Consider the following 14,176-nt stretch of genomic DNA (forward strand, 5'->3'; position numbering starts at 1 on the left):
GTGGTCAAATTTCCCGTTGAAACTGCCGCTGACAAATTTCGTAGCAACTGCCGAAGGCTGCGTCCGGCGACGCAGTCGTCGTAAATCCAGGTACTGCGGTGAGACAGATGGATCTGGGACTTGGATTTTACGATTGCTACGCAATCGGACGTAGCCTTCGGCAACGGCTACGAAAGCGGTTTGAGGTCTCCCACAGGGATCAATCCGGCAATGCAATCGGGCCGATTTCGTGGAACACATCGCCCGGCCCGGGGTTGGCCGCGTGGGTACTGCCGCCAAAGTGGGTCATGATGCCCCACACCGCGTTCAATGAAGTCTGTACTGCACCTTCCACCCAGGCCGGGGTCCACGACACGTCGTCGCCAGCGATAAAGATCCCCCGCTGTTCGCCGGGCATGTCCTGCTGCATGAAGTGCGCGTACATGCGCTGGTTGTAACGGTAATGCCCCGGCAGTGCGCCCTTGAAGGCACCCAGAAAGTGCGGGTCGGCTTCCCACGACACCGTGATCGGATCGCCGATGATGCGGCTGGCGATGTCCACTTTGGGGTAAATCTTTTTCAACGAATCGAGGGCCAGCTTCACGCGCTTTTCCACCGGGTGCGGGAGCATTTTCAGCGCATCGCTCATCCACGAGTACGACAGGCAAATCACCCCCGGCTTGTCGTCACCGTTGTCGAACAGGTAAGTGCCGCGGGTCAGGCGATCGGTGAGAGTCATGCTCATCAGGTCACGGCCAGTCTCGGGGTCTTTGTCTTTCCAGAACGGGCGGTCGACCATGACAAAGGTTTTGGAGGATTGCATGTAGCGTGTACGGTCCAGTGCCATCCACACTTTTTGGGAGAACAGCGACTCTTCACATTCGATCTGGGTGGTCAGCAGCCAGCTTTGACAGGTCACCAGCACCGCTTCATATGGACGAGTCACCCCGAGTATGTCGGTGACGGAAAACATCCCGTCCTCTGAACGAGAGATGGCCTTGACCCCGGTACGTGGTGCGCCGTGGTGGAGCGAACTCAGACTGGTGCCAGCAGGCCAATGGGCGCAGCGCTCGGGCGCGTGACGCCAGATCCCCAGGGGTACTTGCTCAACACCGCCAACCACCAGGTGTTGGTGATCGTCGCAGTTGGTCATCACCACACGGAAAATCTCGAGCATCGAGTTGGGGAAGTCGGAGTCCCAGCCACCGGTGCCGAACCCCACCTGGCCAAACACTTCGCGGTGCTGGAACGACAGCTTGGCGAAGGCCTTGGACGTGGCGACGAAGTCGTAGAACGTGCGGTCGTCCCACAGGGGAACCAGGGTGTTCCACAGCTCTTTCAGGCGAGGCACGTCTCGGTCGCGGATGGCCTGCTGAATATCGCCAAAGCGCGAGCCCGCTTCCAGTGCGTCCGCCCAGGCATCGGCCACTTCCTGAAACAGCGCAGGCAGGTCCGCCAGTTTTTGTGCGTAGAAAGTCTGGCCTTCAAGGTCAATCACGGTGCTGCCCGAAGCGGGCGTCAGCGGGTTGGGGAAGGGTTTGGTCTCCAGGCCCAGCTTGTCGACGTAGTGATAAAACGCCGTGGAAGACACAGGGAAACGCATGCCGCCGAGTTCGGCGATAACCCCTTCGCTGCCCTCAAAGGCTTGCGAGCGCAGACGTCCGCCCATCTTCGACGCTTCATACACCACGGGTTTGAGACCCAGTTTCATCAGCTCATAAGCCGCCACCATCCCGGCCATCCCGGCGCCGACAATCGCCACCTCAGCTCCAAGCTTGTGTGCCGGGATGCTGCCCAGGCCCGCCGGGTGTTCGATCCAGTCATCAAAGGCAAACGGAAAGTCCGGGCCGAAGATGGTGATGGGTTTTTTGCCGTCGTTAGGGTGGCGATTATTCTTGTTCATGGCTGACCTTGCTGGCGACTCACGCATAACGTTGAGTATAGGAAAAGACAGGCACCATGATAGGGAGCGTGGAACACGGTAATAAGACGCAAACTGTCGTCGTTATGGCTTTTGTTTAGTCAATGTGACGAAGCTGGCAGTCGAAGTGACTTATCCGCGATCAACTTTGCTGCTGAGGATGATGGAGGTGGTGGTTTTCTCGACGCCCTCGACGCTGCCGATCTGGTCGAGCAATTGGTCCAGTTGCTCGGGAGAATCACTGCGCAGCCAGGCCACGTAATCGAACTCGCCACTGACCGCGCACAGTTGCTGCACCTGGGCCATTGCGCTCAAGCGCCGGACCACCTCTTTGCCTGAGCGTGGCTGTACGGTAATCCCGACATAAGCCTGCAAACCGCCATCAATCAAGCGCTGCCCCAGGCGAACCCCGTAACCGGTGATCACCGACGTTTTCTCCAGTCGTGCCAGCCGAGATGTCACGGTGGTGCGCGCAATTCCCAACTGGCGAGCCAGCATCGCAACGCTTTCCCGTGCATTGAGCTGCAAGGCCGCAATCAATTGGCGGTCGATTTCATCCAGCGCGGGAGGGCGGGTATCAGGCACGTGAAGCTCCAAAGGCATGGGCGTGGTGGGCGGTCATGGTACAGGGCTGCGGCACCACTTTGCTGGCGGGCGGATTTTAAGAGTGAGCGCCGGGGGTTGTCACACTTTGTCCAATCTACAGGGGTGTAGATGATTACGATTCTCTTTTAAGTTGAATCATAAGGACGCTTCATGCATTCGTCTCTTCGCTTTCACCCATTGCCCCTGTGGGTTCGTCTGGCCTTGGCTGCAGGCGCATCCTGCACGCTGGGGACTTCTGCCCAGGCGGCAGATCCGCAAGCACTGACCCTTGATGAAATGGTCGTTACGGCTTCCGGTTACGAGCAGAGCATCGAGGATGCGCCCGCCTCGATCACGGTGATTGATGGGGAGACGCTTCGGCGCAAATCCTATCGGGACCTGGGCGACGCCGTGCGTGACGTTGAAGGTGTAGTGGTCAACGGCGGGGCCAATGAGACGGATATCTCCATTCGTGGCATGCCAGCCGATTACACCCTGATTCTGGTCGATGGCAAACGCCAGAGCGCCCGTGAGTCGCGGGTCAACGGCAACAGCGGTTATGAGCAGAGCTTCGTGCCGCCAGCCGCGGCCATTGAGCGCATCGAGGTGGTTCGAGGGCCGATGTCATCGCTGTATGGCTCGGATGCCATTGGCGGGGTGATTAACGTGATCACCCGCAAAGTGTCGCCCCAGTGGGGCGGCTCTGTGGGCTACGACTACTCGGCGCGCCAGCACAGCGACCAGGGGAATGCCCGCCAGACACAGTTCTACCTCAGTGGTCCGCTGCGCGAGGATTTTCTCGGTTTGCAGGTCTGGGGCCGTTATCTGGACCGCCAGGCGGACGACGACATCGAGCAAACCAATGGTTTCAGCAATGCCGATCATCGTGACCTGACCGCGCGGCTGGCATTCACCCCGACAGTCGACCACGACATCCTGCTGGAAGCGGGCGCCACGCGCCTCAAGAACGGCGATGGCGTGAGCGCAAACTGGGCCACCCGCGAACAAGAGAACAATCGCGATCACTGGTCGCTGTCACACCAGGGGCGCTGGGGCTGGGCGACGTCGGACATGGCGTTGTTCCAGGAAACGTCCAGCCGCGAGGGCAAGGCGACACCTGCGCAAACGGATATCTACGGCCGCAAGCCCGAGATCAAGAGCACGGTGTTTGACGCCAAACTGGTGGTGCCGACTGCGCACAATGTCAGCACCGTCGGCGTGCAGTGGAATGAAAGCCAGCTGACCGACTGGAACCAGGGCCTGGGTGATCGCGTCGATTACGAGTTCTCAGTGGTACAGAAGGCCGTGTTTGCCGAAAACGAATGGGCGATGACCGATACCTTTGCCCTGACCACAGGATTGCGCCTGGACCACCACGAACAGTACGGCACCCACGCCAATCCGCGAATCTACGGGGTGTGGCGCGCAACCGACAACTGGACCCTCAAGGGCGGCATCGCCCGTGGCTTCAAGGCGCCGGAGCTGCGTGCCGTGGTCAAGGACTACGCCTACCTGCGCCGCAATCGCTTCGTGATGTTTGGCAACCCGGACCTCAAGCCCGAGTCGAGCACCAACTACGAAATGTCCGCGCTGTGGTCCAATCGCGACAATTTGTCGGCAGGCGCGACGGTGTTTTACAACGACTTCAAAGACAAACTCTCTACCGTCACCACTGATGAGCGATGGAATGGCTACATCGTCATGGATCGCGTCAATGTCGACAAGGCCGTGATCCAGGGCGTTGAGCTGACCGGTCAATGGGATGTCAGCGACAGCGTCTTGCTCAAGGCCAACTACACCTACACCGACTCTGAACAGAAAAGCGGCGCCAACGCCGGCGCCCCACTGGCGTTGACGCCCAAACAGAAAGCCAACGTGCGCGGCGAGTGGGTGGTGACGGACCGTGCCCAGGCCTGGGCGTCCGTCAGCTATTACGGTGAAGAAACCGGCAACACCCTGGCTGACGTGCCTGCACCGGGTTACACCACGGCTGATATCGGCGGCTCTTACGAACTCACAGACTCGATCACGTTGAACAGCTCACTGAACAACCTGACGGACAAGCGTCTGGACGACGAAACCTACGGCACGGTGAACTACGGTCGCACCTTGTGGATGGGGGCTACGCTGAACTTCTGACCAGGGCCATCGGCAGCCTGACCACGGCGCACAACCCGGCGGGCGGTCGATTTTCCAGCAGCAGTTCGCCGCCGTGGGCTTGCACGCAGGCGCGGGCGATGGCCAGGCCCAGGCCGATGCCGCCATTGTGAGAACCGTCGGCGGCGCCAAACTGTACGAAGGGCTCGAACACTTTGCTGAGCCATTCTTGCGGCAGGCCCTGGCCGTGATCGAGAATTTCCAGTCGCAGGGTGCCGGGGTCCTCCTGGTACAGCGTCAACGTGGCATCTGCGGCGTGACGCAGTGCGTTGTCGATCAGGTTGGTCAAGGCCCGCTTCAACGCCAGGGGACGGCAGGTGAGCATGATCGGCGCCGAGCCTGACCAGGTGACCGGCTGCTTCATGAGTCGGTAGCGCTTGGCCAGATCCTCCAGCATGTCATTCAGCACGATTGTCAGCGTGGGCTCCTGCACGGCATCGTCACGAACGAAGTTGAGGGTTGCGCCCACCATCGCACTCAACTCATCCAGGCTTTCGAGCATGTCCTCGCGGGCCGGGCTCTCTTCCAGCAGTTCCAGCAGCAGCCGCAGTTCAGTGATGGGCGTGTTCAGGTCGTGGCTGAGCGCCGCGAGCATTCGGGTACGGCCTTCGACATGGCGGGCGATATTGGCTTGCATGGTGTTAAAGGCCGCCGTCAGGTCACGTGCTTCTTGTGGGCCGGTCAGAGGCAGTGGCGCAATCCATTCCCCGCGGCTGACGCGTTCGGTGGCCTGGGCCAGGGTCTTGACCGGACGCACTACGCGGCTGATGCAGAACATCACGATCAACAGCACCGGAACGGTCGTCACCGGCAGACTGTACGCCAGCATATTTCCCCATTCGTAGGCGCCTGCCGGATGTTGCAGGGCGTTGAGGTAGCGGCCGTCGGGCAATTCGATACTGCTGCGCAGCCGCAGGGGGGCCCAGCCGTCGGGGCTGAACACGCGCCCCCGGGCATGGTCGCCACTGACCCGTTCCAGTTGCATGGCCACGCGCACGTCCTGGGGCAGTTGCAGTTGCTCGCGCAGGGCGCTGGCCATTCGCTGTTCTTCGGCACGCATGGCAAAGGGTTCGACGTCGGCCTGGGTGGAGATCCAGAAACGTGCATCTGCGCTGGTGATCGCCCCCAGCAGCCGGTCGAAGACCTCGTCCTGGGCTTCCATGGCCACATGATGGGCGGTCACCAATCGCTCAAGGCTCATGGTGCGCGACAGGGGATGGATCAACGCGCCGGTATGTTGCACAAACACGATGGCGATGACATTGGAGGCGAGCAGCGCGAGCAACAACAACGCACTGAGTTGATGCAGCATCTTGCGGGGCCACAGGGCGCGCAGACGATTCATGGCGCTTGCAACGTGACATCGGCCGCAAACAGATAACCGCCGCCCCAGACCGTGCGCAGTAACTCGGGCTCCCCGGCGCTGTACGCCAGCTTGCGGCGCAGGCGACTGACCTGGCGGTCGATGGCGCGGTCGCTGACATCGCTGTCGGTGGCGGTCGTGAGATCAATCAGGCGCTCGCGAGGCAGCAGCGTATTGGGTTGGTCGAGAAACACCTGCAGCAGTTTGCTTTCCACCGTGCTGAGCACAATCTGCGCCCCTTGATCACGGGTCAGCGTGGCGTGACTGGGGTTATACAGCCAGCCAGCGAACCGATAACAGGGGCTCATCTTCAGGGCGCTTGCCGATGCAACCTGCTTCGCGGCGCCAGGACGGTGGCGACGCAACACACTGTTGATCCGCGCAACCAGCTCTCTCGGTTCAAAGGGTTTGGTCACATAGTCGTCTGCTCCCAGGTCGAGGCCACGTACCCGATCTGCCGAAGTGTCCCGGGCGGTCAGCAGAATCACCGGCGTGTCGGCGCGCCGATGCAGCCTGCTGCACAAGTCAAAGCCATCGCCATCGGGTAACGACACATCGAGAATGATCACGTCAAAGGCGTGTTGCTTGAGCAATTGCCACATGCCCGCGGCGTCCGCTGCCGTGCGCACATCAAACGTGTGGCGGCGCAGGTACGCGGCCAGCGGTTCGCGAATTTTGCGGCTGTCGTCGACGATGAGTACGCAGGGCGCCGTGTTCGGGGGAAGGGGGGTCATGGCGGGTAGAAACACCGGGAGAAACAGATGGCAATGATACTACTAATGCTTCTCAGTTGTTTTTTGCCGAGGGGGGCAATGACGTTTTTTGTGATGGGGATGAGGCGTTGACCCCGGAAATATCGGCCGCATGACGCTCTGAAAATCCGGGATGGGTATAAATGACGTCCTGTTCGTTCGTTCGTTTAGGTTCAGGGCGATGTTTTGCGACCGCGTTTGGCTTGCGAGCCGAGTAAACCGGCTACTCGGCTCGCAGGATTGAATGAAGGTCCATGGCGCGCTCAGTCAGGCGCTTTCCAGAACGGGTCGCTCTTCCAGTTCGGTGGGAAGCCCATTGCTGCCAGATTGATCTCGGGGAACTCGCTCAGCAGCTCATGTAAGCGTGTATCCCAGCTGGTATGGGGGCTGACCCGGCGCATCAGCAGATTGAGGATGCATAGCACGGTGAACATTCGGGCGTGCTGTCCGGGCTTCTGCAGGTATTGCGGCCAAAGGAAATTGACCGTTTTGGGGAGTTCAGGACGAATGCCCAGTTCTCGATTCCATAGTCGTGCGTGATGCGCGCATATATTGCGAATGGTCGTCAGGGTGTGCAGCCAGGACTGTAGCAGTGGACCGTGCAGGGCCATGCGACGGGCGATAGCTTTCTTGTCGGCATCCCGTGCCAGGCCTTTGAATAAGTGCGAGAGCTCGCCAAGGGTGATCTCTTCCATGGCGGCCCAAGCGGGCATGAGGTCAGGTGCGTTGTAGGTCAGTGTGTAATGGCGCGCATAGCTTTCCTTGGCTCGAAGGTTCTTGAGTTTTACCTTGCGAGTATCCGTTGACTGGGAAGTTTCGATGCGCTGGCATTCACGCAAATGGTCCTGACGTGCTTTTTCCTGCTTGCTGCGAATACTGTCGAGCAGCACTTGGTGACGATAATCACGCTGGAAGAAGCGCGCATCCATATACCAATGAGCCCCATGTTGAGGCCCCATGTGGTTGCTGATGGCAGCCCTGGTGGCGACTTCAATCCGTTCAATCGAATCGATAACGAGCAGCCGCAGGCGTCGGTCGAAATCATACAGACGAGTCAGCTCTTTCAACCGAGTCCCGGGTCTGAAGCCGTGCTCTGCATCGTGCGAAAGCTGGAAAGAGCGCATGTAAGGTGTCAGGCGGAAAAAACTGACTGCTTCGAGAAAGCAGTGCGCTTTTGCTTCGTCCTGAATGATGAGCCCGCGGTGCTTGAGCAGGATCAGTTGCGCAGGAATGTCTATGGCGGGCTTGCTGAAAAGCTTCATGCTGAAAAGCTACCGGGCATAAAAAACCCGCACAATTTGTGCTTAGCTGCTGAAGCAACCATAGGCATGGCGGGTGTGTTGCGGGGGGAGATTAGGCATAGTAGTGCCGTTTTGCAAGGTATTTGGCACGGCAGTGATAAGCGGACGCCGGGCGTTACAGGATGTTTGGAATGCCTGAAAACCCGCCTCAGCCCACCGTTTTCCTGTCAGGGCGATAACGTGGCTTTGTCATGCGCAAGTGACGGTAGCTTAACCAAGGTGAGACAAGGTTGACCATGGCACTGTGCATTCAATAGGCCTCCTCGGTTTTGGGCAGGGTGCGTAAAATTTTTGCAGGGGTTGGCCTGGCTGTTTAGGCGCGTGCTTTCTACAGACCGGGGAGTTGTAACCAAGTATTGAAGTGGCGAACGTCCTGCGGGTAAGATTGAGAATAATTCGCACTTACATCTGGTGGGCCGCTCGGTGCAACCTCCTTCGACCAGCAAGTTGGGCTTTTTTTTCAGCGATCATCATCGTTGGCTGCTGTCCCATATCCAGCGGCATTTGCGCAATCACGCCGATGCCGAGGACACGGTTGCCGATACGTTTTGCCAGTTACTGGTGGCACGGGTAGACCCGGACGCCATCGAGCAGCCCCGTGCCTACCTGTCGACCATTGCCCGACGCCTGATCTTCGATCGTCATCGTCGGCGCAAGCTGGAGTTGGCCTACCTCGAACGCCTGTCCATGTTGCCCGAAGCGCTGGCGCCGTCCCCGGAAGAACAATTGCTGTTGATCGAAGCCCTGGTGGCCATCGATCGGGCGATTGACGGCCTGCCGATGCTGGTCAAGGCGGCCTTCCTCTACAGCCAGCTGGATGGCCTGAGCTACGTGGAGATTGCCCGCAAGCTTGAGCTGTCCGAGCGCACGGTGAGCCGCTACATGAAGCAGGCTTTGCGTCAGTGCTATCTGAGCGAAGGTGCATCATGAGCAAGCGGCGTCTTGACCCCGTCAGCGAGCAGGCGATCGACTGGATGGTGCGCCTGCGTGCGGGCGAACCGGATGTGTCGCTGCAGAAGCGTTTCAATGCCTGGCTGGTACTCGATCCCGCCCACGCCCAGGCCTGGGCCACTTTGCAGGAGCGACTGGGTGCTTCCTTCGGTGCCGTTCGCACACTGGATCGACGGGTGCCCGGCCAGGCCGCAGAAGCGCGCCAACTATTGCTCCAACCCAAGGCTTCGCGCCGCGATGCGCTCAGGGTAATTGCAGGGCTTGGCTTGCTCGGCGGGGCTACCTGGGTCGGTGCGCGCAGCCCGTGGGGTGACTCGCTGCTGGCTGACCTGCACACCGGGCGCGGCCAGCGTCAGGACTTCACCCTGGCCGACGGCAGTCGCCTGAGCCTGAATGCCGAGAGTTCGGTGGACCTGCGCTTCGATACCCAGCGCCGCCTGGTGATTTTGCGCCACGGTGAGCTGGTGATCCAGGTCGCCGCCGATCCTCTTCGTCCGCTGAGCGTGCGCACCGCAGAAGGTGAAATTCGCGCACTGGGGACTCGATTCCTCGTGGCCCAGGAACACGGCGCCACGCGGGTAGTAGTATTGCAGCACTCGGTCAACGTCCGGCTGTTCGACGGCACCAGCATTGATTTGCAGGAAGGCCAGTCAGCCGTCATGCAAGCCGGCAACATTGCTCCGCTCGCCGGTGATCAACATCATCGGGCTGACTGGATGATCGGGCGCTTGAACGTGCTGGACGATCCGCTGGAGGCAGTCGTCAACGCACTGCGCCCTTACAGTCGCGGCTTTGTGCGGGTGGCTCCCGAGGTTCGCAACCTTCGTGTCCAGGGGGTATTCCCGCTAGAAAATCCGGATCGGGTGTTTGCGGCACTGGCAGAAACCCTGCCGATTCGTGTTGATCGCTACAGCCCCTGGTTGACATTAATTCGTGGGAAATAGCACGGCTGAAGCGTTATTTTTGAAAATCGCTCTCATTCGTGTCTGGTTTTCATTTCTCGCCCCACCTATCTCCTGACACTTTCACATTTTCAGGAGAACGCTGTGTTCAACCCGTGGCCCCATCCCCTTTGCGTTGCCGTCACCCTGGCTGCGCTGGCCAGTTCCACTCTGGCGCAAGCGCAGGATCTGACCTTCAATCTGCCGTCCGGCCCGCTCGCCAGCACCCTGAATGCCATTGCCAGCCAGAGTGGACACATCGTTTCGCTGGAGCCGTCGCTGGTAAAGGGCAAGCAGGCGCCTGCGGTGGTCGGCAAGATGCCCGCCGAGCAGGCGATGCAACAGGCATTGTCGGGCAGCGGCTTGCAACTGCGAGTGACGGGCCAGGGCAACTTCAGCGTCGAGCCGGTCATGGACAGCAATGCCGCGCTGCAACTGGGGGCTACCAACATCGTTGAACTCAGCACCGACGCCACCACCGAAGGTTCTGGCTCCTACACCTCGCGGGCGGTGACCATCGGCAAGGGCACCCACACCCTCAAGGAAATCCCGCAGTCGATCACGGTAGTGACCCGCAAACAGCTGGACGATCAAGGTCTGACAGACCTCAAGGACGCGGCCAACAAGACCACCGGACTGGTCGGCGCACAGGGCGTGGGCAAAGGCATGATCCTCAGTTCGCGCGGGTTCCAGATCGACGACTGGCAATACGACGGTGTACCGATCCCGCGCAACACCTATGCACTGGGCAACTGGGCAACCCAGGACCTGATCTTCTTCGATCGCATGGAAGTGCTGCGTGGCGCATCCGGTCTGCTGCAAGGCACCGGCAGCCCTGGTGGCGCGGTGAATCTGGTGCGCAAACGCGGGCAGATCGCACCCACTGTGACCCTCACCGGCAAGGCGGGCTCCTGGGATCATTACGGCTTGCAACTGGACGCCGGCGGCCCGCTGAACCAGACCGGCACGGTCCGTGGACGCTTCGTGGCCGACCAGGACGACAGCCACTCGTTCGTCGATTCCGCCTGGAGTAAAACCACCTCGCTGTACGGTGCCCTGGACTTCGATTTGCGTGACGACACCACCCTGGGCCTGGCGGTCAGCCACTCCAGCGGCGAATCACGGCCGATGGTTCGCGGCTTCCCGCGTTACGCTGACAGCAAGGCAATCGATCTGCCGCGCAGCACCTACACCGGCGCGAAGTGGAACCACTCTCAGATCGATGTCACCACCCTTTATGCCGATCTGGAGCACAGACTCAACGACGACTGGGCTTTCAAGGTCGGCGCCGTGCGCCAGACCGAGAGCAATATAGCCAAGAATCAGCGGGTGCAATCCACCCTCAAGGGCTTGGCCGCGGATGGCAGCGGCGTGCAGTACGCCGATTTTTACTCGGACTTCGACTCCACCAAAATCGGTCTGGACATGAACCTCACCGGCAAATTCGAAGCCTGGTCCATGCAGCAGGAGATCATGGTCGGTGGTAACTACTCGAAGCTGACCACGGACGACCAATACGCCCGTACTTTCAATGACAGCACTGACACTATTTTCGGTATCGACCATGACCGTCCTGACATCAGCTACGAAGGCCTGATTAATTCCCCAGGGGGGCAGGGCACTCCGAGCAACTATGACATTCGTCAAAAAGGGCTCTATGGCAGTTGGCGAGTCAAGCCGGTCGACTCCCTGACCCTGGTGCTGGGTTCCCGGGTCAGTTGGTACGACTACAGCTACAAGTATTGGACCCAGAAAGCGTCCGGCATTACCGCCAACCCGGACAGCACCACCAACGAAACCGGGCAAGTCACCCCTTACGCAGGCATCGTCTATGACCTGAGCCGCGAGTGGGCCGTCTACGCCAGCTACACCGACGTTTTCGAACCACAGACTGCCCGCACCGTAACGGGCCCTGTGCTCAAGCCGGTGATCGGCAGCAACTACGAAGTCGGCATCAAGGGTGAGTTGATGGACGGCCGGGTCAACACCTCCCTGGCGGTGTTCCGTTATGACCAGGAAAACCGTGCCGTCCCTGACATGCAATCGCCCCAGCTCTGCGACGGTTGGTACTGCTCAATCGCGTCAGGGAAAGTGCGCAGCCAGGGGATCGAGGCTGAAATCAGCGGTGAAGTGACCGACAGCCTGCAACTGTTTGCGGGCTACACCTACAACACCACCAAATACCTCAAAGACCCGGAAAGCGAAGGCAAAATCTTCAGTTGGTGGACGCCCAAACACATGCTGCGGGTGTGGAGCAACTACCAGTTCAGCGGTGACTGGAGCCGCGTGAGCACGGGCCTTGGCTTCACCGCTCAAACCCATACGATTGGCTATGACAGCTCCGTGAACGTGCCGGGTTACGCCGTGTGGAATGCCCGTGTCGGCTACCAGATGACGCCGGAGATCGAACTGGCAATGAACGCCAACAACCTGTTCGACAAAACCTACTTCACTGCGGGCTATAACCAGCTCAATGGCAACAACAACTACGGTGATCCGCGTAACGTAATGTTCAGCGTGAAATACACGCCAACGTTCTGATGCCGCGAATCAAGGGTGTGGACGGTTTGTGGACGGAAAGCGGTTTTCAGGGTGTTTTGAAAAGCAAAATCCCAAACCCCGGAAACACAAAAGCCGCGCAGTGCGCGGCTTTGAGTATGGTGGGCCCAGTAGGACTCGAACCTACGACCAAGGGATTATGAGTTGCTGGGCGAACTGGTATGCCTAGAGAAAGCGTTCGTAGGTGAACGTAGGTTGGCATAGCTGGATGTCCTGTAGTACGGGGTGTTAAGCGTAATTGAGCAAAAGCTTTAATATCTGAGCACTGTACCGCTTGCGTACCTTCAGGGCGTTGTGGATCCGGGATAGATTCACCTAAAGCTCCACCGTCGCCTACTACATCCGCATTGCAAACAAGGCGAAGATTGAGTCGTGTATTGCTAAGTAGTTTAGCCTTTTGAGGTGCCCTACAAATCCCCTCCTTTTCTGAGGATCTGGCAGGTACGATTATGGTTGCTTGAATCGCCCCGGGTTTTCTAGACACTCTCCAAGCTCGCTGTGTAGCGCTTTTCAAACTCTACCGGTGACAGCTGATTGTTGAAACTGTGACGTCGTTTTGGGTTGTAAAACATCTCGATGTAATCGAACACATCACCACGAGCATCTTGCCGCGTGGTATAGATTTTTCTCTTGATTCGTTCCCGTTTCAGCAGCTGGAAAAAACTCTCAGCTACGGCGTTGTCGTGGCAGTTACCTCGACGGATCATGCTCGCGATAAGGTTGTTGGCCTTTAAAAAGCTGCGCCAGTCAGAGCTGCTGTACTGGCTGCCCTGATCAGAGTGAACCATTACTTCCTGCCTCGGCTTACGCCTCCACACGGCCATCAGCAGTGCATCAATGGCCAAGTCGCTAGTCATTTGTGACTTCATTGACCAGCCAACGACTTGGCGTGAAAACAGATCGAGCACCACGGCCAAGTACAGCCAGCCTTCATAGGTTCGGATGTAGGTGATGTCGGTGACCCAGACTTTGTTGGGCTCTCTGACATCGAACTGGCGCTTCAGTAAGTTTGGTGAGTCAACCGCTGGTTTACCGCCAGATTTTCCTGGCCGCCGCCGGTACCCTGTCTGAGAACGCAAACCTTCAAAGCGCATTAACCTAGCCACCCGATGGCGGCCACAGCTCTCACCAACCTCGCGCAGGTCATCATGGATCTTGCGATAGCCATAAACATCACCGCTTTCCAGCCAGGAATGCTTGATCAAACCGAGCAGTCGTTGATCCTCCTTGGCGTGCGCAGATTTTGGTTCGGATAGCCACGCGTAGTAGCCGCTGGGATGAACCTTCAGCGTCAGGCAAAGCCGTCGAATGGAGTAGTCACCCGAAAGCAGCTTAATAAAGGCGTACTTCAGCCGCACTCCTTGGCAAAGTACGCGGCGGCCTTTTTTAAGATGTCTCGCTCCTCCGTCACCCGCTTTAGCTCAGCACGTAGGCGGCGAAGCTCAGCACTCTGATCGTCTTCCTGAACCCGCTGCTCCTGGGGCTTGGTGTAGCGCTTAATCCAGGCATAGAGGCTGTGCACGGACACGCCCAATCGCGCAGCCACCTCTGAAACAGGAAGCTGTTTTTCGGTCACTTGGTTGACCGCCTGGATTTTGAATTCTTCGGGATAACGCTGGTTGCTCATGGCACATCCTAATGGGCCTCATTTTAAGGCTTGGAGGTGT

The 14,176-nt window shown here is 59.0% G+C and carries 10 protein-coding genes; 4 read left to right on the forward strand and 6 right to left on the reverse strand.

All coding sequences use genetic code 11. The annotated features are described in order from the left end of the window. Nucleotides 1-199 precede the first annotated feature (199 nt). Nucleotides 200-1,882 carry an NAD(P)/FAD-dependent oxidoreductase gene (locus V6P94_RS05180; protein WP_133075290.1) on the reverse strand — a complete coding sequence of 561 codons (1,683 nt, stop codon included), beginning with the start codon at nucleotides 1,880-1,882 and terminating at the stop codon, nucleotides 200-202. Nucleotides 1,883-2,032: 150 nt separating this feature from the next. Continuing rightward, on the reverse strand, nucleotides 2,033-2,485 hold the full coding sequence (locus V6P94_RS05185; RefSeq protein WP_019823049.1) for an Lrp/AsnC family transcriptional regulator: 453 nt from the start codon (nucleotides 2,483-2,485) through the stop codon (nucleotides 2,033-2,035). A 171-nt stretch (nucleotides 2,486-2,656) separates the two neighbouring features. Between V6P94_RS05185 and V6P94_RS05190 the strand changes: the two genes are divergently transcribed. Further along, nucleotides 2,657-4,624 (forward strand): TonB-dependent receptor domain-containing protein, encoded by a 1,968-nt coding sequence (locus tag V6P94_RS05190; protein WP_338649062.1) that lies wholly within the window; start codon nucleotides 2,657-2,659, stop codon nucleotides 4,622-4,624. Here the strand turns inward: V6P94_RS05190 and V6P94_RS05195 are convergent. The 3 genes from V6P94_RS05195 to V6P94_RS05205 all read right to left on the reverse strand — a co-directional run bounded on the left by V6P94_RS05195 (nucleotide 4,608) and on the right by V6P94_RS05205 (nucleotide 8,019). Continuing rightward, nucleotides 4,608-5,951 carry an ATP-binding protein gene (locus V6P94_RS05195; protein WP_405046748.1) on the reverse strand — a complete coding sequence of 448 codons (1,344 nt, stop codon included), beginning with the start codon at nucleotides 5,949-5,951 and terminating at the stop codon, nucleotides 4,608-4,610. The genes V6P94_RS05190 and V6P94_RS05195 overlap by 17 nt on opposite strands. A gap of 32 nt (nucleotides 5,952-5,983) precedes the next feature. Continuing rightward, a complete protein-coding gene (locus tag V6P94_RS05200; RefSeq protein WP_338649063.1) occupies nucleotides 5,984-6,739 on the reverse strand; it encodes a response regulator transcription factor in 756 nt (251 codons plus the stop codon). Between the two features lie 281 nt (nucleotides 6,740-7,020). After that, entirely contained in the window at nucleotides 7,021-8,019 is a 999-nt protein-coding gene (locus V6P94_RS05205) for an Abi family protein (protein ID WP_326398584.1), read from the reverse strand. A 462-nt stretch (nucleotides 8,020-8,481) separates the two neighbouring features. Here V6P94_RS05205 and V6P94_RS05210 point away from each other — a divergent pair, with 462 nt between their 5' ends. From V6P94_RS05210 to V6P94_RS05220, 3 genes are all read left to right on the forward strand, one after another. Next, nucleotides 8,482-8,988, forward strand: coding sequence for a sigma-70 family RNA polymerase sigma factor (locus V6P94_RS05210; protein ID WP_219262869.1), 507 nt, complete (start codon nucleotides 8,482-8,484; stop codon nucleotides 8,986-8,988). Continuing rightward, nucleotides 8,985-9,953 carry a FecR domain-containing protein gene (locus V6P94_RS05215; protein ID WP_133075295.1) on the forward strand — a complete coding sequence of 323 codons (969 nt, stop codon included), beginning with the start codon at nucleotides 8,985-8,987 and terminating at the stop codon, nucleotides 9,951-9,953. Before V6P94_RS05210 ends, V6P94_RS05215 begins: the two co-directional genes overlap by 4 nt. A 102-nt stretch (nucleotides 9,954-10,055) precedes the next feature. Continuing rightward, nucleotides 10,056-12,491, forward strand: a complete 2,436-nt coding sequence (locus tag V6P94_RS05220; RefSeq protein WP_326398583.1) for a TonB-dependent siderophore receptor — start codon at nucleotides 10,056-10,058, stop codon at nucleotides 12,489-12,491. Nucleotides 12,492-12,985: 494 nt separating this feature from the next. Here V6P94_RS05220 and V6P94_RS05225 read toward each other — a convergent pair. Further along, a protein-coding gene (locus V6P94_RS05225) for an IS3 family transposase (RefSeq protein WP_338649064.1) occupies nucleotides 12,986-14,136 on the reverse strand; the annotation gives its coding sequence in 2 pieces (ribosomal slippage) (nucleotides 12,986-13,902 and nucleotides 13,902-14,136; 1,152 coding nt in all). Between the last annotated feature and the right edge of the window lie 40 nt (nucleotides 14,137-14,176).

The sequence above is a fragment of the Pseudomonas sp. ML2-2023-3 genome (genome assembly GCF_037055275.1).
In the GTDB taxonomy this organism is placed as follows: Bacteria; Pseudomonadota; Gammaproteobacteria; order Pseudomonadales; family Pseudomonadaceae; genus Aquipseudomonas.

What these genes read in the sequence shown, in the direction of transcription:
- V6P94_RS05215 (WP_133075295.1), top strand. Translation starts at nt 8,985, where the DNA reads ATGAGCAAGCGGCGTCTTGACCCCGTCAGCGAGCAGGCGATCGACTGG.
- V6P94_RS05200 (WP_338649063.1), bottom strand. Translation starts at nt 6,739, where the DNA reads ATGACCCCCCTTCCCCCGAACACGGCGCCCTGCGTACTCATCGTCGAC.
- V6P94_RS05205 (WP_326398584.1), bottom strand. Translation starts at nt 8,019, where the DNA reads ATGAAGCTTTTCAGCAAGCCCGCCATAGACATTCCTGCGCAACTGATC.
- V6P94_RS05190 (WP_338649062.1), top strand. Translation starts at nt 2,657, where the DNA reads ATGCATTCGTCTCTTCGCTTTCACCCATTGCCCCTGTGGGTTCGTCTG.
- V6P94_RS05180 (WP_133075290.1), bottom strand. Translation starts at nt 1,882, where the DNA reads ATGAACAAGAATAATCGCCACCCTAACGACGGCAAAAAACCCATCACC.